At 57.1% G+C, this 19,485-nt stretch carries 19 protein-coding genes; 12 read left to right on the top strand and 7 right to left on the bottom strand.

What is annotated here, in order from left to right; genetic code table 11:
* Positions 1–33 precede the first annotated feature (33 nt).
* The 3 genes from WNZ14_RS07910 to WNZ14_RS07900 form a co-directional block, all read right to left on the bottom strand.
* Complete coding sequence (locus WNZ14_RS07910; RefSeq protein ID WP_342868540.1) at positions 34–804, bottom strand: cephalosporin hydroxylase family protein; 771 nt, start codon at positions 802–804, stop codon at positions 34–36.
* A gap of 126 nt (positions 805–930) precedes the next feature.
* On the bottom strand, positions 931–1,683 hold the full coding sequence (locus WNZ14_RS07905) for a class I SAM-dependent methyltransferase (protein ID WP_342868025.1): 753 nt from the start codon (positions 1,681–1,683) through the stop codon (positions 931–933).
* 69 nt (positions 1,684–1,752) lie between these two features.
* The gene (locus tag WNZ14_RS07900) at positions 1,753–3,000 is read right to left on the bottom strand and encodes an FkbM family methyltransferase (RefSeq protein ID WP_342868024.1); all 1,248 of its coding nucleotides are present in this window, start codon (positions 2,998–3,000) and stop codon (positions 1,753–1,755) included.
* Between the two features lie 113 nt (positions 3,001–3,113).
* On the opposite strand from WNZ14_RS07900, the gene WNZ14_RS07895 reads away from it, so the two are divergent.
* The 12 genes from WNZ14_RS07895 (at position 3,114) to WNZ14_RS07840 (ending at position 15,674) form a co-directional block, all read left to right on the top strand.
* Positions 3,114–3,971, top strand: a complete 858-nt coding sequence (locus WNZ14_RS07895; RefSeq protein WP_342868539.1) for an NAD(P)-dependent oxidoreductase — start codon at positions 3,114–3,116, stop codon at positions 3,969–3,971.
* Positions 3,968–5,044 (top strand): radical SAM protein, encoded by a 1,077-nt coding sequence (locus WNZ14_RS07890; protein WP_342868023.1) that lies wholly within the window; start codon positions 3,968–3,970, stop codon positions 5,042–5,044. The genes WNZ14_RS07895 and WNZ14_RS07890 overlap by 4 nt, the downstream gene beginning before the upstream one ends.
* A complete protein-coding gene (locus WNZ14_RS07885; protein ID WP_342868022.1) occupies positions 5,041–6,255 on the top strand; it encodes a glycosyltransferase in 1,215 nt (404 codons plus the stop codon). Before WNZ14_RS07890 ends, WNZ14_RS07885 begins: the two co-directional genes overlap by 4 nt.
* Before the next feature lie 187 nt (positions 6,256–6,442).
* Complete coding sequence (locus WNZ14_RS07880) at positions 6,443–7,648, top strand: glycosyltransferase (protein WP_342868021.1); 1,206 nt, start codon at positions 6,443–6,445, stop codon at positions 7,646–7,648.
* Complete coding sequence (locus WNZ14_RS07875; RefSeq protein WP_342868020.1) at positions 7,645–8,814, top strand: glycosyltransferase family 2 protein; 1,170 nt, start codon at positions 7,645–7,647, stop codon at positions 8,812–8,814. Before WNZ14_RS07880 ends, WNZ14_RS07875 begins: the two co-directional genes overlap by 4 nt.
* A gap of 120 nt (positions 8,815–8,934) precedes the next feature.
* On the top strand, positions 8,935–9,702 hold the full coding sequence (locus tag WNZ14_RS07870; protein WP_342868019.1) for a TylF/MycF/NovP-related O-methyltransferase: 768 nt from the start codon (positions 8,935–8,937) through the stop codon (positions 9,700–9,702).
* Between the two features lie 365 nt (positions 9,703–10,067).
* Positions 10,068–10,994 carry a branched-chain amino acid ABC transporter permease LivH gene (locus tag WNZ14_RS07865; protein WP_342868018.1) on the top strand — a complete coding sequence of 309 codons (927 nt, stop codon included), beginning with the start codon at positions 10,068–10,070 and terminating at the stop codon, positions 10,992–10,994.
* The gene (livM, locus tag WNZ14_RS07860) at positions 10,994–12,349 is read left to right on the top strand and encodes a high-affinity branched-chain amino acid ABC transporter permease LivM (RefSeq protein WP_342868017.1); all 1,356 of its coding nucleotides are present in this window, start codon (positions 10,994–10,996) and stop codon (positions 12,347–12,349) included. The genes WNZ14_RS07865 and livM overlap by 1 nt, the downstream gene beginning before the upstream one ends.
* A gap of 26 nt (positions 12,350–12,375) precedes the next feature.
* Positions 12,376–13,311 (top strand): ABC transporter ATP-binding protein, encoded by a 936-nt coding sequence (locus tag WNZ14_RS07855; RefSeq protein WP_342868538.1) that lies wholly within the window; start codon positions 12,376–12,378, stop codon positions 13,309–13,311.
* Positions 13,308–14,039, top strand: coding sequence for an ABC transporter ATP-binding protein (locus tag WNZ14_RS07850; protein WP_342868016.1), 732 nt, complete (start codon positions 13,308–13,310; stop codon positions 14,037–14,039). Before WNZ14_RS07855 ends, WNZ14_RS07850 begins: the two co-directional genes overlap by 4 nt.
* Positions 14,040–14,052: 13 nt before the next feature.
* A complete protein-coding gene (locus WNZ14_RS07845; RefSeq protein WP_342868015.1) occupies positions 14,053–14,403 on the top strand; it encodes a DUF6867 family protein in 351 nt (116 codons plus the stop codon).
* A gap of 167 nt (positions 14,404–14,570) precedes the next feature.
* Complete coding sequence (locus tag WNZ14_RS07840; RefSeq protein WP_342868014.1) at positions 14,571–15,674, top strand: branched-chain amino acid ABC transporter substrate-binding protein; 1,104 nt, start codon at positions 14,571–14,573, stop codon at positions 15,672–15,674.
* Between the two features lie 141 nt (positions 15,675–15,815).
* Here the strand turns inward: WNZ14_RS07840 and WNZ14_RS07835 are convergent, their stop codons facing one another.
* The 4 genes from WNZ14_RS07835 to WNZ14_RS07820 all read right to left on the bottom strand — a co-directional run bounded on the left by WNZ14_RS07835 (position 15,816) and on the right by WNZ14_RS07820 (position 19,455).
* The gene (locus WNZ14_RS07835; protein ID WP_342868013.1) at positions 15,816–16,454 is read right to left on the bottom strand and encodes a nucleoside/nucleotide kinase family protein; all 639 of its coding nucleotides are present in this window, start codon (positions 16,452–16,454) and stop codon (positions 15,816–15,818) included.
* A gap of 8 nt (positions 16,455–16,462) precedes the next feature.
* Positions 16,463–17,239, bottom strand: a complete 777-nt coding sequence (locus WNZ14_RS07830; protein WP_342868012.1) for an ATP-binding cassette domain-containing protein — start codon at positions 17,237–17,239, stop codon at positions 16,463–16,465.
* Positions 17,239–18,300 carry an ABC transporter permease gene (locus WNZ14_RS07825; protein ID WP_342868011.1) on the bottom strand — a complete coding sequence of 354 codons (1,062 nt, stop codon included), beginning with the start codon at positions 18,298–18,300 and terminating at the stop codon, positions 17,239–17,241. Before WNZ14_RS07825 ends, WNZ14_RS07830 begins: the two co-directional genes overlap by 1 nt.
* Positions 18,301–18,417: 117 nt before the next feature.
* Entirely contained in the window at positions 18,418–19,455 is a 1,038-nt protein-coding gene (locus WNZ14_RS07820) for a sugar ABC transporter substrate-binding protein (protein ID WP_342868010.1), read from the bottom strand.
* Between the last annotated feature and the right edge of the window lie 30 nt (positions 19,456–19,485).

Here is a 19,485-nt window from a genome sequence, read left to right as displayed (position 1 = left end):
TCCGACGACATGCCGCAACAGCTGAGTGCGCGGTCAGATCCGTTTCAGGAAGCCGTCAGACGCGGCCGAGATCATCAGCTTGGCCTGCATCAGGCTATCGATCTCGAACTTCAGTGGCTTGCCGTCAGTGCCGGACCGGTTGGCATTCTCCTGATCGGCAAGATAGGCATGCACCGCTGTCTTCGGGTTGTCGCCCTTGCCCCACGGCCGGTCAGCACACATGTCCGCCGGCAGGTCTTCCACACCGCTGTCCCAGACCACGCAATAGGAACCCTGCGAGACCAGCGGTGCGTAGGCGTGCAGTTCCGCGAGCACGTGATCATGGGTGTGGTTGGAATCGAGAAACACCATCACCCTATCGTAGTCTTTTGCGATCGCGTGGACTTCATCGACAATCGCCTTGTCGATCGCCGATCCCTCGATCATCTGGATCTTGTGCTGCATCGGATGGGCCATGATCCCGGCGCGGTTGTGCGGGCGGATGTCGATATCGATGCCGACAACCTTGCGACGGCTCGCCTTTGGATCAAGGACGGTACCGGCCGCTACGGCATCACAATAATCGAGCATGGCCAGCATCGAGGCGCTCATCACAAGAGAACCACCATGGGCGATGCCGGTCTCGATGATCAGGTCGGGCCGGTAATTCCAGATGAGTTCCTGGTAGGCGTAGGTGTCCTGGGGAACCTGGATGATCGGGCGACCAAGCCAGGTGAAATTGTATGCGTATTTATAGCGGATGCTTTCGCGCACCCAGACCTGGGAGAGACCAACAAAACCGGGATCATTGGCCGCGGAATCTATATTGTTTTGTACATAGGCGGCGAATTCAGTTTCCTGGCTCACTGATTTTTCCTTGAGTTGGACACGTTCCGATGCGCGAGGCTTACTCGTGCGGTTTTGGCGAAGCAATACGATGTACCGGATGCGTCATTCAGCGAGCAAATCCTCGGGCGTGATGTCACTTGTTGAAAATTCATCATTCCTGCAGACCACCCACCAGAACCCATCCACCATGTTTACCGCCTCGAATTCCTCGAATATTGCGAGACATACGCCCGGGTGAAAACCATATTCACCCTTTATATAGTCTCGTTCCTTGTACTTTTTTGCGAGCTCCACCAGCTCATGGGTCGGCTGTTTCTCAAGATCGTCTCCGCAAATAATTCCATACTTCTTGCTGATCAACCTTTTCGCATTGACGATATCGCTCTTTACGGATTCGTATTTGTGATCGGCGTCGATATAAATGAAATCGAACGAATCATCTTTCAGCAGCGGGAGTATTGATGACGACTTTCCACGTATCAGCGATACATTCTTGTCATCTTGCTCATTCTCAAATTTTCGAACATTGAGAAAGGCAGACAGAAAGGCTTCCGAGGACAGACTATCCATTTTGGCATAGTCCCAATTGGCCGCACCGAATTCGTCGATCAAGACATCTGCACTTGATGCATAAGGCCGCCAGGCATCCACCAGCACGACATCCGAGCCGGGCATGAAATTATCAAGCCAGATATTTGTCGACCCGGTGCCGTACCAGACACCGATTTCAAGCGCCTTGATACTGGTGGCGAAAGCCTTGCGCGACAGCGCCGCCATGATGACAGATCTTCTGCTTCCCATGAGGCTCTGATCAAGCTTTTTCACCTGGCTGCCGTCATCTTCCTGCTTGCTCATCTGTCCTCACTTACGGCCAATTTTCTGCCTTCTCGCCCGCTTCATGCGTGTAAACCCGATCCCTCAGCATCACGCGATATCTTCGGGCATCCGTTCCTTCGGGAGCGCGTAGATGACAGCGCCGGTACCGCACCAGCTATGCACGCGCATCAAGAGACAATAATTGTGCAAGTTATGACGCAGCCAGCAGGCCGTGCGCCAGACACCATCCGCATTGTGATAAACGGTCACCGCAATGACAGGCCGGCTTCTGGAAAACGTCTCAAGACCGCCCTTGAGTGCGTCAAGCTCGCCGCCTTCCAGATGCAGTTTGACAAATCCGGGGTCGAGGTTCGCCATGTCTATGGTTTGGGTCACGATGCTCTGAGGGCCATCACCGGTGAGCTGGGACATGAACCCGAGGCCACCATGGAATTTTCGGTCCCGTGATATCGCATCCAGCGCAACGCGCCGCAGCTCAACGCGCGTGCGCACCGGCTCACGCAGGCTTGCGTGCCAGACTTCGAACTGATCGGCATTGGCCTGGTCAGGCTCAAACGCAACGATGCGGCTTTCCTGAGCGCCTGCCGCCAGAAATGCCTTTGACACGCTGCCGTGGTGTGCGCCGCCGTCGAGAAAAAGATCGCCGTCTTTCAGCGCGTCGACAACCTCGGGTATGAAGAACCGGTTGGAATTGTCGATCGATACGCCATCGAAGTGCCACTCCTGGCGGGCAAGCCGCCAGGCAAGGAAACTCAGGTGGTGGGCCCGGGAAAGATCATCCCCCCATGCATCAAGACATTCCGTGATGCCAACCATATCCGCCGGCTGCAACGGTTCGGCAAACCAGCCATTGGACAGCGGATGGGATGGTCGGTAGCTCTCGGCCACATCGTAAAAAGGCACGACGTTCTGCCAACCCTGGTTTTGCAGCTCCTGCATCAGCGGCGATACCGGGCTTGTGACGATGCTGACGGCAAGCAACGCCTCGGCTTTGATCTGCTCGGGAACCTCGTGCGGCGCCCTTACATCAATCCCCTTCCAGGCATCGACGTGCCGGATCTGGTCAGCCCGGGCGTCAACCACCAATGCTGGTTCGACGCCGACGTCGCTGAGGAAATCCAGCGCCATCCGGCCAAAAGTACCGGCTCCATATATCACCAGCGGACCGGCGGGAGCGACGGGAGACGCGAGACAGGCCTGATCTGCAAGTTCCTGCAAGAGCACGTGTGCTTCAAACAGGCTGGGAACACGATCAAACCAGCGTGACGGGTAAACCGACCCCGCATCAGCGTACCCCGCGCGTTGCCCAGAAGCTGAGGGGGAAGTTTTCATCATTTTTGGACCGCTTCCCTTGTGCAACACTGCGTGCGAGAATCACATTTGCCTGACAGGACAAGTCTAGTGGCGACAGTTAATACACCAGAGCTTTTCCGGGCCTTGCCTTGAGCGTGGTACTTGTGACCGGCGGGAGCGGCTTTGTCGGTGCGCAGATCGTCAACCAGCTTGTCAGAAACGGCCACGGCGTTCGGCTTGTAGCGCGACCAGAAGCAGCAAGCCGGCTGGCGAGCATGTTTCCTGAAGCCACGATCCTGGAATGCGAGGACCTGTTCACCCAATCCACGGACTGGTGGGAAATGAGCTGCAACGGGGCGGACGCGGTCATCCATGCCGCCTGGTATGTTAACCCGGCCGACTATCTCGATTCAGAGCGGAACGCAGCCTGCGTATCTGGCAGCTTCAGAATGGCACAAGGCGCTTTGCGGGCGGGCGTGCAACAGTTTGTCGGAGTTGGAACCTGCATGGAGTATGCCCTGCCTTCCGACCGGCTTGATGTTAACGCCCCGACCGCACCTTCCACCATCTACGGAGCATGCAAGCTGGCCCTGTTCGAGATTCTGGACGAGCTGTTCAAATCCACCGATGTGCAATTTTCCTGGTGCCGCCTGTTTTACCTTTTCGGCGAGGGCGAAAATGAAAACCGACTTTATCCCTACCTCAATCGCTGCCTTGAAGCCGGCGAGAAGGCGCGACTGGGACCAGGAACCCAGTTGCGTGACTACATGGATGTCACCATCGCCGGCGCCCGGATCGCCGACGTCATCGATACTGGTCAGGTTGGAGCAATCAACATTTGTTCTGGTCGTCCTGTAAGTATTCGTCAGTTCGCCGAATCTATCGCTGACCGGTATGGGCGGCGCGACTTGCTCGAGTTCGGTACCCGCGCCCCGCATCCGCTTGATCCTTCTGCGGTTGTTGGCGTGCCAAATTTTGTCGTTGAAGGGTCAAAAAGGGACGCACGGTCATGAAAGCTCAGCTGAAACCGCGGATCAATCTCGAAGACAGGACCGCGCTTGAAACAGTCATTCCGCTTGAGACCCCCTTCGTGGTGTTCGTGGATCCTTCAAGCGCGTGCAATTTCAAATGCACCTTCTGCCCCACCGGACACCGGGACATGATTGCCGACACCGGCCGGTTCCAGGGCGCAATGAAGTATGACCTTTTCACCAAGATCATCGACGATCTCGGAGAGTTCGGCAAGCCGATCAAGGTCTTGCGGCTTTACAAGGATGGCGAACCGTTTCTGAACAAGCGTCTGGCAGACATGATCGCCTATGCCAAGCAGAGCGGCCATGTCGACTATATCGACACGACCACGAACGGCACATTCCTGACGCCCGAAAGAATGGGACCCGTCATTGAAGCCGGCCTCGACAAGATCAACATTTCCGTCGACGGCATGACCAAGGACACCTACCAGCGTTTCACCAAGTTCAATTTCGATTTTGCCGGCTTTGTCGACAACGTCAAATGGGTCTACGCCAACAAGGGCGATATGGAAATCTCGATCAAGATTCCCGGCGAACTACTGCAGCCAGGTGAACGGGAATTGTTCTTCGACACATTTGGCGACCATTGCGACCGGATCTTTGTCGAGAATTTCGCACCCTGCTGGCCCGAATTCGACATCGAGAAGCACACCGGCGTGAAGATCGAAAAGGGCATCTACCAGCAGGACGTCAGCAACACGGAAACCTGCCCCTACATTTTCTACAGCATGTCGGTGAACCCGGATGGCCTGGTCAGCTCCTGCTTCCTTGACTGGTCGCGCGATCTGATCATCGGCGACGTCAAGGCGCAGTCAATCAAACAGGTCTGGAACTCCGACAAGATGAACGCGCTCAGGCTGCAGCATCTGGAGGGCCGCCGTTGCGAGAATGGAACCTGCGGCAGTTGTGGCCAGTTGAGCCATTGCCTGCCCGACAATATCGACCCTTATCGCCCGATGCTGCTGGAACGGTTCCGCGAGATGGTGAAACTCGATCCTGACGTCACCGCGCCTGGTGCCAAACGCGTCGCATCGATCATCGCTGCCGAATGAAGATTGTCCACATCGCCCCCCATCTGGGCGGGGGTGTGGGCAAGGCGCATGCCGCCTTGTGCGAGGCGGATCGGCAAGCTGCCGAACGCGAGTACGTGCTTCTAGAAGAACCGCGCGATCGCCGATATGCCGATGAAATCCGCGAGACCGGCGCGACAGTCACGATTGCCCGGGATCAGCAACAGATCCACGAACTGATGGCCGCTACCGATATTGTGCAGTTTGAATGGTGGAACCACCCGTTGATGTGCGGGCTTCTGGCTGGCGCGCCGCTGCCTGCGATGCGATCGGTTTTCTGGAGCCATGTCTCGGGTATCAACGCACCGTTCATTCCCGAAGGCCTGGTCGAAGCTGCTGACCACTTCGTGTTCACGTCAGCCTGCTCGAGGCGGGCCCCCAACCTTTCCGGGTTGACCGCCGGCAAGCTTGAGAGAACACACGTCGTCAACAGCGGATTTTGCCATGCAGGCACCAGCGCAGCTTCGGACCGCGAGAAAATTGGCGTCAGCTATCTTGGCACCGTCGAGTTCACCAAGATGAGTCCGGCTATGATGGACGTCATCGACCGGCTTGAACACAATGACGTTGTGGTCAATGTCTGGGGCGACGTTGCAGCATGCAGCCCGGTGCGTGACGCGATCGCATCGATGACACATCCCGACCGCTTTCAATTGCGCGGTCATACAAAGGATCCGCTTGCCGCGCTTTCGCAGACTTCGGTGTTTCTCTACCTGCTGCAGCCGTTCCATTTCGGTACGGCGGAGAACGCGCTTGTGGAGGCGATGTCACTGGGATGCGCACCACTGGTATTTGCCAATCCCTGTGAACTGGAGATCGTGCGCGATGGTGAAACGGGCCTGGTTGCCACTTCGCTCGATCACGCCGCCCAACTGCTGAACTGGATGCTTGCCCACCCGGGCGAGGTGCGCCGGATGGGCGATAATGCGCGCGCAGAGGTTCTCGAGCTGAAAACGCCGGACCGGTCAATCGCTGCCTTCCGCGCACTGTGGCAGGCAGCGATGCTTAAGCCCAAGCGGACGCCCGATTTTGCCGGGGCATTGGGGCCCACGCCGAGGCACTGGTATGAAGCCATGCAAGGTGGACCCGGCGACACGGATTCCTGTTCGCAGATGGGACAAGCGGCATCCAAAGGCAGTCTGGCCCATTTCAAGGCCTACTATCCTGATCTGGATCTTTCACCGAGGGCCTGAGCGGCACCTGCGGTTTGACCAATACATGGAAGGGCTTAGTTACGACACAATGTCAGCTTCAGCAGCTTAAAGCACCATTTTCACTACTTTGCGACCACAAGTGTCAGCGATGCCGGGTCAGCGTCACACAAGCTAATTTCTGTATTCTAATATTGGCATTTGGTGTCACACAGGGGCTTCAACTTTGGTGTACTTGACGATCTGTATTCCGACGCGAAACAGGCAAAGCTATTGCATCGAAGCCATCAAGGCCATTTCGGAGTCGAAAGAAACCGATTTCGAAGTGATTGTTGCAGACAATTCAGACGATGCCACGGTTCTTGGCGATTACTTTCGCACCCAGTTGAATGATAGCCGATTCAGGCTTTTGCCTCCGGCTGACACCGCTCTCTCGATGATCGACAACTGGGAGCGCGCAATGACCGAGGTCCGGGGCCGCTGGGTCTGCATGATCGGCGACGATGACCATATTGACGCCAGCGTGCTTCAGTTGATTCGCCGGTATGAACGCGACCAACCAGATCTTGAAGTGGTGGGTTGGGCTCGTCTGAACTTCAACTGGCCCGACAACCGCAGGATTACAACACTCGCCGCAGTGCCGGTTGGCCACGGCACCAATGTTCCCGACAGGAAGATCCTGCGTGATCAATTGTATCGCTGGAGCCAACGGGAAAAACGCCCTGCTGGCGGGTTCGGTATCTACCATGGCGCGGTCCGCCGCTCGCTGATGGAGCGGATCAAGCGAAAATTCAGCAATCGCTATTTCGAGCATCCGACCGTTGATTTTGACAATATCTGCAAGGTCATAATCGAAGCCAAGGCGATGATTTACTGTCAGCGCCCGTTTTCGGTTCTTGGGGCTTGCGCTGCCTCCAATTCGGCCAGCACCCAGTCATTTGAAGTCATGCAGAAGCTGGTTGACGATTTCTATCGCGAGCTGGGCGACGACCAGCAGGTTCAGGGGCACGATTTTCCGTTCTCGCCCAAGCTCCCCGGGCTCGCCATCATTTCGTCGATTGCAGCAGCAACCTGGTGGTTCTGCCGCAAGTACGGCGTCGAAAATGAAGGGTTCCAGGAGAATTTTGCTCACTCAGCACTGCAGGAATGCCTGACGTCGCGAACGGTTGAGGAATACCGGATCAAGGTCGAAGGATTGAAACGGGGTTTTGCGGCATTCGAGGACGGCGCATGGGCTTCCCATTTCAATCCGCCTGAACACTTCACTCCGGCAAAATCACAAAACGAGCTTACCGGAGTGCACCGGGGATATCTGTATATCCGTGAGAGCGGGCTTCCGAAGATCAAGACGCCTGCCGAATTCTATCACTTTGCTGAATCCTTCCTGCTGCCCGTCAAGTATCTGGTTTCAGCAAGACAGGCGTTTGCGGCATGACGTTGCTTTCAATCTGCATCCCTACCCGCAATCGACAGATCTATGCGATGTCGGCGGTAAGGGAAATGCTGTCTTCCGAACGAGACGACTTCGAAGTGGTTGTGGCTGACAATTCCGATGACGCCGCACCGCTGGCAGAGTTTGTCGAAAACTGCGCCGACCCAAGGCTCAAGCTGCTGGCACCTGTGGACAAGGTCTTGTCGATGCGGGCGAACTGGGAGCGGATCGTTCGGGAAACATCGGGTGAATGGGTCAGTTTCATCGGCGACGACGACTATCTTGACCCCGAACTTTGCGAAGTGATCCGGGTTACCAAGAAGGTCGTGCCCGATGCGGATGCGCTGACATGGGGACGGCTGCATTTCATCTGGCCGGAAGCACGCAGCGGCCCAGAAACCACCAAGATGTCGAACGGCAATCATCTGATGAGGATCAAGAAGGAAGACATGATCCGAAAGCTGTTCTTCTGGGAAGACGCGGTTGACCGGCCGAATTGTCCCTTCGGCGTCTACCACGGCGCGGTCAAGCGCACCCTGCTTGAGGACATCCGCGACACGTTTTCGGGTCAGTATTTTGGACATCCCATTGTCGATTACGACAATATCTGCCGGACGTTGATGGTCGCCAACAGCTTTGTCTATTTTGAACGCCCAATGTCGGTATTCGGAGCTTGCAAGGCGTCAAACACGATGGGACTGCGGGACGAAAAATCAGCGCGTACCGTGATTGAAACCTTCCTAAGGGAAATGGATGGAAAGATCGAAGCAGCGAATTTTCCCTTCCCCATCGAACTCGGGATCACCGCTCAGATTGGCCATGTGATCGAAGCCTTCAAGCAGGAGCAGGGTATCGAAATCACGGCATGGGAAGACAATTTCATCAAGGCCTGTGCGCATGACTGCGAAAGCCAGTCCGATCGCAAACTCTTCGAAGCCCGCAAAGATGCCTATCGGCAGGCAATTGTTCAATGGCGCGGCAAAGACGCACTTGCGGCATTTGACCCGAAGTACAAATTCCGCACCGACATTCCGAACTTTGTCGGGTTTCACAACAATGAACTTCGATTTGACATGGGTATCGGCAACGCGGAATCCGCAGCGGAATTCTACGGCATTCTCGACACCATGATGTTTCCGGTTCATCTGCTAGAGGGCAGGCTGTACTGACAAACCGGGAGATTGGGGCCCGCACGTTCGGAAGCCTCAATCTCCAGAATTGAGATTGCCCCACCCTCTTCATGATCTCCCCAACTCGAGATAACGCTCGAAAGCAAGGACCACGCAAAAATGAATCCTCCCGAAGATATGTTTTTCTACCCCTCCAGCGGTGAAGATTCATTTTTTGAGAAACTGAAGACAATAACCGACAAGTACCCGCACGACTTGCGTCACTACCTTGATCTGGTTCCGGTCTACGCGAGCCGAAGAAGCTTCATTCGACAACTCGCACACTATGAGCTGTTCAAGCTGACCATGGACCTGCCCGGTCACTATATTGATTTTGGCGTCTATTTTGGACGCTCCTACTTCACCTGGCACAAGTTCATTGAAACCCTAACGCCCACGGCGACACACAAGAAGGTGTTTGGCTTCGACACTTTTGGGGGGTTCCCGGAATTGTCACAGCAAGACGGTGACGAAGACACCTCTGTGGAGAAAAAAACCGGAGGTCTGAGCGCAAGTTCCTTCCTTGAGGAATTCAAGCTTCTTCTCGAACTTCACAACCAGGATTCGGTCATTCCCGCCAACCGTGGCAGCATCATCATTGGCAATATCGTCGAAAGCCTGCCTGAGTGGCTTGGCGCCAATGCCGAAGCCCGCTTCTGCCTGATCAACATCGACGTGGACATCTATGAACCCACTTATGCAATCCTCGAGAATTGCTGGGATCGGTTAGTCCCCGGAGGCGTTCTGATCCTCGATGAGTATGCCACAAGTAAATGGCCAGGAGAAACCAAGGCCTGGGACGAGTTCGCCGCGAAAAGAGGGGAATCGCTGCCAGTCAAGCGCTTTCCCTGGGCAAATGCGCCAGGCGGATACGTGATCAAACCCTGAAGCATTGCCGACAACAAGCCAAGCGGCGAAGGATTTCATGCCCAAGGGCCCTTGAGCGCTCAGGTTCAACGGTCGAATCGATAAGACAGAGTTGATCGTGCCGCGCTATCTGTTCGGGCGCGCCACGTCATTTGAACGCACTGCAGGAAACCATCGCGTTGCATCCACCACCATCGCGGCGTGAAGACGCGGAAGGCCGTGGATTTCACTGTTCATTCGCTTCCAAATCGATTGAACACCTGAAAATCCATGCTGCACCAACTTTTCCTATTCTCGCTGTTGAAAAACACGCTATAGAGTCTCAAGGGACCAAGAGGGTGCAATGAAAGCACCCCCCATAAAAAGACGAGAGGGACAGCTACCTCATGGAATATTTTCTGCAACAGCTTATCAATGGGCTCACACTGGGCTCCATTTATGGGCTTATCGCCATCGGCTACACCATGGTCTATGGCATCATCGGCATGATCAACTTTGCCCATGGTGACATCTTCATGGTTGGTTCGTTCATCGCGCTCGCGACTTTCCTGGCGCTGGTGGCACTTGGAATTTCAGCGTTGCCGCTGATCCTCTTCATCACGCTTCTTGTCTCGATGCTTTTCACCTCCGCCTGGGGCTGGACGGTGGAGCGGCTGGCCTACAGGCCATTGCGCGGATCTTTCCGGCTGGCGCCGCTGATCACTGCCATCGGCATGTCGATCGTGTTGCAGAATTTTGTCCAGATCACGCAAGGCGCACGGGTCAAGCCGCTGCCGCCGCAGATCCAGGGCGGCGTTACGCTCATCGAAGGTGTCACCGAAAACGGCACAATTGCAGTTCAGCTCTCCTACATGCAGATGATCATCATCGCCACAACACTGGCCCTGATGATCGGCTTCTCGCTGCTGATCTCCAAAACCTCGCTCGGCCGCTCTCAGCGCGCCTGCGAGCAGGACCAGAAGATGGCAGCCCTGCTCGGCGTCAATGTCGACCGCACCATCTCGCTGACCTTCGTCATGGGCGCAGCCCTTGCTGCAGTTGCGGGCTTCATGTTCCTGCTGCTCTACGGCGTGATCGATTTCTACATCGGCTTCCTTGCCGGCGTGAAAGCCTTCACCGCAGCCGTTCTTGGCGGCATCGGCTCGCTCCCGGGCGCCATGCTCGGCGGCCTGCTGATCGGTCTTATCGAAGTGTTCTGGTCGGGCTACTTTTCGGTTGAATACAAGGACGTTGCGGCCTTCTCCATCCTGGTCATCGTCCTGATCTTCATGCCGTCGGGACTGCTGGGCAAACCTGAAGTCGAGAAAGTCTAATGAGCGCCGCTCCGAATTCCGGCCTTATGGCCGAATCCCTCAAGGACGCGGCGGTAGCCGCAGTCCTCGTCGCCGTCCTCGGCTTCTTCTTCCTGGCCCTGCGCACCGACATCGGTACCGGCGGCCTCGATCTCACCTACCGGTGGGGCCTGTGGTTTGCCGCGATAGCAATTGTCTTCGGTGTCCGGTTGCTTCTCAACCTGTTCATCTTCAAGGCAAACAAGCCGGTAACAAGTGGAATGAGCGTCGCGCTGCCTGCGGGGTTGCTCACGGTTATCGGCCGTTTCCTTGGACCGTTCCTGCTGGCTGTGGCAGCGGTCTTGCCGTTTCTGCTGATGTATCTGTTTCCCAGCCGTGATCGCCAGTTCATCGATCTGGCGATCCTGATCATGACCTATGTCATGCTTGGCTGGGGCTTGAACGTTGTGGTCGGGCTCGCCGGCCTGCTTGATCTGGGCTACGTAGCCTTCTACGCGGTCGGTGCCTATTCGTTCGCTCTGCTGGCCCAGTATCTCGATATCGGTTTCTGGACGGCGCTGCCGCTGGCCGGTCTGCTGGCTGCGACCTGGGGTGTCATTCTGGGCTTTCCTGTCTTGCGTCTGCGCGGTGACTATCTTGCCATCGTGACACTGGCTTTCGGGGAAATTATCCGCGTGGTGCTGCTCAACTGGTATGAGTTCACCGGTGGACCGGATGGGATCTCGGGCATTCCGAAGCCCAGCTTCTTCGGCCTCGAATTCGAACGCAAGGGCGGCTTTGCCGATTTCTTCGGCCTCGATTACGATTCGATCCACCGCTTCATCTACCTCTATTACATCATCCTGGGACTGGCGCTGATCACCAACTTCGTCACGCTGCGCTTGCGCAAGCTGCCGATCGGTCGCGCCTGGGAGGCCTTGCGTGAGGATGAAATCGCTTGCCGGTCGCTCGGGATCAACACAACCAACACCAAGCTGACAGCCTTTTCGATCGGCGCGATGTTTGCCGGTTTCGCGGGCTCCTTCTTCGCAACGCGGCAGGGGTTCATCTCGCCGGAAAGCTTCACCTTTCTTGAATCGGCGATCATTCTGGCGATCGTGGTGCTTGGCGGTCTGGGATCCCAGATCGGCGTGGTCATCGCTTCGGTGGTGATGATCGGCGGTATCGAGGTGCTGCGAAACCTCGGCTTCCTGAAGGAGATCTTCGGGCCGGATTTCGAACCCACACAATACCGCATGCTGATTTTCGGCCTGGCCATGGTGCTCATCATGGTGTGGAAGCCGCGCGGCATCATTTCCAGCCGCAACCCTTCCGCGGTCTACAAGGAACGCAAGAAGATCAGCTCGGACATGGTCGCTCAAGGTGAGGGCCACTGATGGAAACCGCAATGAAAACGACCTCCATGCAGAGCTGGGACGACAATGTCGTGCTGTCAGTCGAGCATCTGACCATGCGTTTTGGCGGCCTGGTTGCCGTCAACGATCTGAGCTTCAATGTCGGGCGCGGCGACATTACCGCCCTGATCGGCCCCAACGGCGCCGGCAAGACGACGGTGTTCAACTGCGTCACAGGGTTTTACAAACCCACCGAAGGCCGCATCGTCATGCGCCACGGCAAGAGCTTTCAGTCCGAAAAGATCGAGGCGCTGACGCGCACCGGACGCCAGTTCAACGATGATGGCGACGATCGGGTGTTCCTGCTCGAGCGCATGCCGGATTTCGAAATCTCCAAGCGCGCCAAGGTTGCCCGCACCTTCCAGAACATCCGTCTGTTCGGCGGAATGACCGCGCTGGAAAACCTTTTGGTGGCGCAGCACAATCCGTTGATGATCGCCTCGATGATGACGGTTGGCGGCATCTTCAACCTGCCGGGTTACAAGAAGGCGCGGGCCGAAGCCATCGACTTTGCCGCCTACTGGCTGGAGAAGACCGGCCTGATCGAACGGGCCGACGATCCGGCTGCGGATTTGCCTTACGGTGACCAGCGGCGTCTCGAGATTGCGCGTGCGATGTGCACACGGCCACACCTGCTCTGCCTTGATGAGCCGGCAGCCGGTCTGAACCCGCGGGAATCCACGGAGCTCAACGATCTTCTGCAGTATATCCGCAAGGATCACGGCACCTCGATCCTTCTCATCGAGCATGACATGGGCGTGGTCATGGAGATCTCGGACCATGTGATCGTTCTGGATTACGGTCAGAAAATCTCCGACGGCAATGCCAGCCATGTGAAGAATGATCCGAAGGTGATTTCGGCCTATCTCGGCGTTGATGAAGATGAAGTTGCCGCAGTCGAGGAAAGCATCGACACGCAGAACGGTGAAGGAGGCCAGTCATGAGCGACGACCAGAACCTTCTTACCATTCGCGGCGTCGAAACCTATTACGGCAAGATCGTCGCGCTGCGCGGCGTCGATGTCGACGTGAAAAAGGGCGAGATCGTGACGCTGATCGGCGCCAATGGCGCAGGCAAGTCGACCCTGATGATGACAATCTGCGGCAGCCCGCGTGCCCGCACCGGCGAGATTGTTTTCGACGGCCAGGATATTTCGCGTATGCCGACACACGAAATCATCCGCATGGGGATTGCCCAATCGCCGGAAGGCCGCCGCATTTTCGGCCGCATGACCGTGATTGAAAATCTCCAGATGGGGGCGCAACTGGTCGACGACAAGCATTTCGAAGATGATTTGAAGCGCGTCTACGATCTGTTTCCGCGGCTCAGGGAGCGTGCAGGCCAGCGCGGCGGGACGCTTTCGGGCGGAGAGCAGCAGATGCTGGCGATCGGTCGGGCTCTGATGAGCCGGCCGAAGCTCTTGCTGCTCGATGAGCCGTCACTCGGTCTGGCTCCATTGATCGTCAAGCAGATCTTCGAGATCATCAAGGAACTCAACTCCAACGAGGGACTGACCGTGTTCCTTGTTGAGCAGAATGCATTCCACGCGCTCAAGCTGGCGCACCGGGGCTATGTGATGGTGAATGGCAACATCACCATGTCCGGCACCGGCGCCGAATTGCTCAAACGCGATGAAGTTCGCGCCGCCTATCTTGAAGGCGGAGCTCACTAAACAGGGGTAAGACATGGAAAACGGCCTCTTGTGGGAAGTCTCGATCGCTGAGTTCATCTTCGTCACGATGATCCTGGGTGGAGGAACGGCGTGGATGACTGGCCGGGCGGTTGCCCAGACCTGGCGTACGCCGCTGCAGCTCGCCTGGTACATGGTGATCCTGGGACTGGCGGTGCGCTTCATCCACTTCGCGCTGTTCAACGGGACGTTGCTGTCGGGCTACTATTTCGTGGTAGACTTTATCGTCATCCTGATCTTTGCATTTCTGGGCATGCGTTTCACGCGCGCCGGACAGATTGCAACACAGTACAGTTTCGCATTCACGCGTTCAGGACCGTTGAACTGGCGACAAAAGAGCAATTAACCGCTCAGCAAAATGGTTTGAATCACCATCTAAAAGGTCTGTATTTCTTAGAAAATATCCGCTTAGATGGTTGCACACGGGGCATAAGCCCCCCACACCGGCGCCGAACACTGACAGCGCCTGCGGCACCGGTGATAGGAAACGAACAGGCGTTGCTGGGAGATAATATGAAGAAGATCCTTTTGGCAGGTGCAGCCCTTGGCTTCGCCATGTCTTCAGCTTCGGCTGAAATCGTCATCGCAACCGCAGGTCCGATGACTGGCCAATATGCATCCTTCGGGGAACAGATGAAAACCGGTGCCGAGCAGGCAGTTGCCGACATCAACGCCGCTGGCGGCGTGAACGGCGAAATGCTGAAGCTTGAAATCGGTGATGATGCTTGCGATCCGAAGCAGGCTGTTGCTGTCGCCAACCAGTTCGCTGGCAGCGGCGTGGTGTTCGTGGCAGGTCACTTCTGCTCGGGCTCCTCGATCCCCGCATCGGCTGTGTACTCGGATGAAGGCATCATCCAGATCTCGCCTGCCTCGACCAACCCGAAGTTCACCGACGAACGTCCGGGCGGCGCTGACGGCGGCACCTACCGCGTTTGCGGTCGTGACGACCAGCAGGGCGAAACCGCAGCTGCTTACCTGCTCAAGAACTTTGCCGACAAGAAGGTCGCTTTCGTTCATGACAAGACCGCCTACGGCAAGGGTCTCGCAGATGCGACCATGGGTTCGTATGAAGCTGGCGGCGGCAAGCCTGCCATGTACGAAGCCTACACCGCTGGTGAAAAGGACTACTCGGCGCTTGTTTCCAAGATGAAGCAGGAAGGCATCGACGTTCTCTATGTCGGTGGTTACCACACAGAGGCTGGCCTGATGGCTCGCCAGATGAAGGAACAGGGCATGTCCACTGTTCTGGTTTCGGGCGACGCACTGGTCACTGACGAGTACTGGGCAATCACCGGCGATGCCGGCGAAGGCACGCTGATGACCTTCTCGCCAGATCCGACCAAGCGCGAAGGCGCTGCTGCCGTCGTCAAGGCGCTGCAGGACGCAGGCAAGACCACTGAAGGCTACGTGCTCTACACCTACGCAGCCATCCAGGCCTACGCAGAAGCCGTCAAGAGTGCCGGTTCGACCGACTATGACGCCGTTCGTGGCGCTCTCAACTCGGGCGACTTCAGCACCGTTCTCGGCGACCTGAAGTTCGACGCCAAGGGCGACGTTTCGCTTCCTGGTTACGTCTTCTATCGCTGGTCCGATGGCAAGTACGCTGAAATCGAATAGGTTTCAGTTGAACTGATACAAAGGAGCCCCGGTGTGAAAGCACCGGGGCTTTTTTTGTCGATTGCAGTAAAACCGGATAATTACGGACGTCCTATCCACCATCTCCCCGCAGAGGTGAAGGTGCTTGGCAGTTGCCAGACCTCAGGTTCCGGTTGAGACCTCCATCTCCGCCTTGGCAGAACTGCCCACAACAAGCTCGGCATTCGGGATGTCATTTAAAAGCGCGCGCGCAAGCGCCTGTTCCGGATCAAGGCCGTATTCAAGCCAGCGATCGGTCAAACGCTGCCGCAGCTCATCCAGACCCGCTGTCAGCATCACGGACAGGTCGAACAGGTCTGCCATCGGCGCCCAGACCGGATCATCCAGCAGAAGGTAGTTGCCCTCGGCAATCAGAAAACGGTGCTCAGGCGTTATGATACGGCCACCGGCACGTGACAGATCAAGCGAACGGTCAAACACCGGGACAGCGATATCGCGATCGGGTTCAGTGCGAAGCCGCGCCAGCAATGCCGCATAACCGTCCGCATCGAAGGTGAAAGGCGCACCCTTCCGCGACAGGGCTCCTCGCGCCTCAAGCACCGCATTGTCGAGATGAAACCCGTCCATCGGAACGATCGCCGCACCCTGTCGACGGATATTGAATTCCGTCACCAGCGCTTGGGAAAGCGCTGACTTACCAACGCCCGGCGGGCCAGCCAGCGCGATAATGAAACGCTGGCTTGCCCCTGCCCTTTCGATTGCCTGATCCGCTATGCGCGCCGCGTTGGCCTGACGTTTCATGGTCTATGTCAGGCAGCCACCGCTTCCTGCGGCGGCTCCATGGCTCCGGTCATGAAAGCGACGGCATCCGACATTGTGTAATCCTTCGGATTGATCACGCACAGCCGCTTGCCCAGCCGATGGACATGGATCCGGTCGGCCACCTCGAAGACATGCGGCATGTTGTGCGAGATCAGGATGATGGGAATGCCGCGCGAACGGACGTCGAGGATCAGTTCCAGCACGCGACGGCTTTCCTTGACACCGAGAGCCGCGGTCGGCTCGTCAAGAATGATGACCTTGGACCCAAATGCTGCGGCGCGTGCCACGGCAACGCCCTGGCGCTGCCCGCCGGACAGGGTCTCGACCGCCTGGTTGATGTTCTGGATCGTCATCAGACCGAGCTCGTTGAGTTTCTCGCGGGCGAACTCGTCCATTGCCTTGTGATCAAGCTGTCGCATCACCGAACCCAGGAACCCTGGCTTGCGCAGTTCGCGCCCCATGAACAGGTTGTCGGTGATCGACAGTGCCGGAGACATGGCAAGCGTCTGGTAGACGGTTTCGATGCCGGCATGGCGGCCGTCGAGCGGCGTCTGGAACTTGATTTCCTTGCCCTCGAGCCAGATCTTGCCTGAGTCCGGAGTAACAGCACCCGAGACAGCCTTGATGAGCGTCGACTTGCCGGCACCGTTGTCGCCTATGACAGCCAGGATTTCGCCGTGGTGAAGGTCGAAATCGCAATTGTCGAGTGCCACCACGCGGCCATAGCGTTTAACGAGATTACGTCCTTTGAGGATAGGTTCCATCAGACTGATACCTTTCTGATCCATTGGTCCACGCTAACGGCGGCAATGATGAGAACACCGATGAGCAGGTAGGTCCACTGCGCGTCTGCGCCAAGCAGCCTCAGGCCAAGCGAGAAGACGCCAACGATCAGCGCGCCGAACAGCATGCCCATGATCGAGCCACGACCACCAAACAATGATATGCCGCCGATCACCACGGCGGTGATGGATTCAATATTGCCAAGCTGGCCGGATGTCGGCGAAACCGAACCAATACGGCCAATCAGGGCCCAGCCTGCAAAGGCGCAGATCAGGCCAGAGAGCATGTAGACCGAGATGAGGGTCCGTTTGACCTGGACGCCGGCCAGTTCTGCCGCCTCCGGATCATCTCCGACCGCATAGACATGTCGTCCCCAGGCCGTCTGCTTGAGAACATAGGCCAGGAACAGAACCAGCAGCACCATGAAGATCGCGCCATAGGTAAAGACGGCGCCCCCGATGGCAAATTTTTCGCCGAAGAACTGCAACAGCGGCGCATCATTGGCGATGTCCTGGGCGCGGATGGTCTCGTTGGCGGAATAAAGAAAGTTGGTGGCAAGCACGATCTGCCACATGCCCAGCGTCACAATGAAGGGTGGCAGCTTCATCACGGCGATGAGAAAGCCATTGATGTAGCCGCAGAATGTTCCGCAGGCGATACCAGCGAGAATGGCTATTTCTGTCGGCAGGCCGTAGCGGAACGAGAACAATCCCATGACGACAGAGGACAGCACCATGATCGCGCCGACCGAAAGATCGATACCTGCGGTCAGGATCACCAGAGACTGGGCGGCGCCCAGTATGCCGACGATCTGAACCTGCTGCAAAATCAGGGTAAGTGCGAAGGGCGAGAAGAATTTCTGCCCAAGCAGCAATCCGAAGACAAGGATCGAGCCAACCAGCACGGTGGCCGGCACCAGCCAGGGTGTCTGGTGCAAGGCATGCTGTATGCGTTTGACCACGCCTGTGTCATGGGTTGCGAAAGCTGCGACAGCAGTCGGACTTGTGGCTGCGGCCTTTTCGAATTCCTGCGTATTGGACATGGTTCCTCCCCAACGTCACACGGCATGGATTTGCAGCCTTGCCCAAGGCAAGGCACGTGCTTTGCAATGAGGCGGCCTTAAGCCGCCCCACCACTGTTTACCGATAGAAGCGGGCAATCAACCCCAGCACTTGTCCATGCCTTCAGCAACCGATATCGACTCGACGCCTTCAGCAGGCTTGTCAGTGACAAGCGCCACGCCAGTGTCGAAGAAATCCTTGCCGTCGGTCGGGGCTGGCTTGGTGCCGTCCTTGGCCCACGCCGCAATGGCCTCGATGCCCTTGGAGGCCATCAAAAGCGGGTACTGCTGCGAGGTGGCACCGATGACGCCATCCTTGACATTGGCAACGCCCGGGCAGCCGCCGTCAACGGAAACGATCAGCACGTCGTTTTCACGGCCAATGGATTTGAGCGCCTCATAGGCGCCGGCAGCAGCAGGCTCGTTGATGGTGTAAACCACGTTGATCATCGGATCACTGGCGAGAAGATTTTCCATCGCCTTGCGTCCGCCTTCCTCGTTGCCTGCGGTAACGTCATGGCCGACGATGCGGGGATCATCTTCGTCACCCCACTTGGCAGGATCCTTGATGTCGATACCAAAACCGGTGAGGAAGCCCTGGTCGCGTAGCACGCCGACGGTCGGCTGGCTGACGGCGAGGTCGAGCATGCCAATCTTGGCATTGGCCGCTTCTGCACCAAGCGAAGCTGCAGCCCATTTGCCGATCAGTTCGCCCGCAAGAAAGTTGTCGGTGGCGAACGTCGCATCAGCGGCATCGATGGGGTCAAGCGGTGTATCAAGCGCGATCACCACGAGGCCGGCATCACGAGCCTGCTTGACGGCAGAAACGATTGAGGACGTGTCCGACGCGGTGATGAGAATACCCTTTGCGCCATCGGCGATGCAGGTTTCGATGGCTGCAACCTGGGACTCATGATCGCCGTCAATCTTGCCGGCATAGGATTTCAGATTGACGCCGAGTTCGGCGGCCTTTGCTTCGGCGCCTTCCTTCATCTTGACGAAGAACGGGTTAGTGTCGGTCTTGGTGATCAGGCAAGCGCCAATGCTGTGGCTGGCGGCGTAGGCAGGTGCGGTGGCCATTGCGCCCAATGCGGCAGCGGCAAGCAACGCGGTCTTTAATGTGGAAATCGACTTCATATGATCCTCCCGGGATTTGTCTTGCAGGTC

This window comes from Hoeflea sp. AS60, from assembly GCF_038900115.1.
Taxonomy (GTDB): Bacteria; Pseudomonadota; Alphaproteobacteria; order Rhizobiales; family Rhizobiaceae; genus Hoeflea.
Note: the sequence above shows the minus strand (reverse complement) of the source record. Positions and strands in the feature narration are given on the sequence as shown.

What these genes read in the sequence shown, in the direction of transcription:
- WNZ14_RS07825 (WP_342868011.1), bottom strand. Translation starts at nt 18,300, where the DNA reads ATGTCCAATACGCAGGAATTCGAAAAGGCCGCAGCCACAAGTCCGACT.
- WNZ14_RS07850 (WP_342868016.1), top strand. Translation starts at nt 13,308, where the DNA reads ATGAGCGACGACCAGAACCTTCTTACCATTCGCGGCGTCGAAACCTAT.
- WNZ14_RS07865 (WP_342868018.1), top strand. Translation starts at nt 10,068, where the DNA reads ATGGAATATTTTCTGCAACAGCTTATCAATGGGCTCACACTGGGCTCC.
- WNZ14_RS07870 (WP_342868019.1), top strand. Translation starts at nt 8,935, where the DNA reads ATGAATCCTCCCGAAGATATGTTTTTCTACCCCTCCAGCGGTGAAGAT.
- WNZ14_RS07885 (WP_342868022.1), top strand. Translation starts at nt 5,041, where the DNA reads ATGAAGATTGTCCACATCGCCCCCCATCTGGGCGGGGGTGTGGGCAAG.
- WNZ14_RS07905 (WP_342868025.1), bottom strand. Translation starts at nt 1,683, where the DNA reads ATGAGCAAGCAGGAAGATGACGGCAGCCAGGTGAAAAAGCTTGATCAG.
- WNZ14_RS07890 (WP_342868023.1), top strand. Translation starts at nt 3,968, where the DNA reads ATGAAAGCTCAGCTGAAACCGCGGATCAATCTCGAAGACAGGACCGCG.
- WNZ14_RS07875 (WP_342868020.1), top strand. Translation starts at nt 7,645, where the DNA reads ATGACGTTGCTTTCAATCTGCATCCCTACCCGCAATCGACAGATCTAT.
- WNZ14_RS07855 (WP_342868538.1), top strand. Translation starts at nt 12,376, where the DNA reads ATGCAGAGCTGGGACGACAATGTCGTGCTGTCAGTCGAGCATCTGACC.
- WNZ14_RS07845 (WP_342868015.1), top strand. Translation starts at nt 14,053, where the DNA reads ATGGAAAACGGCCTCTTGTGGGAAGTCTCGATCGCTGAGTTCATCTTC.
- WNZ14_RS07835 (WP_342868013.1), bottom strand. Translation starts at nt 16,454, where the DNA reads ATGAAACGTCAGGCCAACGCGGCGCGCATAGCGGATCAGGCAATCGAA.
- WNZ14_RS07840 (WP_342868014.1), top strand. Translation starts at nt 14,571, where the DNA reads ATGAAGAAGATCCTTTTGGCAGGTGCAGCCCTTGGCTTCGCCATGTCT.
- WNZ14_RS07900 (WP_342868024.1), bottom strand. Translation starts at nt 3,000, where the DNA reads ATGATGAAAACTTCCCCCTCAGCTTCTGGGCAACGCGCGGGGTACGCT.
- livM (WP_342868017.1), top strand. Translation starts at nt 10,994, where the DNA reads ATGAGCGCCGCTCCGAATTCCGGCCTTATGGCCGAATCCCTCAAGGAC.
- WNZ14_RS07830 (WP_342868012.1), bottom strand. Translation starts at nt 17,239, where the DNA reads ATGGAACCTATCCTCAAAGGACGTAATCTCGTTAAACGCTATGGCCGC.
- WNZ14_RS07820 (WP_342868010.1), bottom strand. Translation starts at nt 19,455, where the DNA reads ATGAAGTCGATTTCCACATTAAAGACCGCGTTGCTTGCCGCTGCCGCA.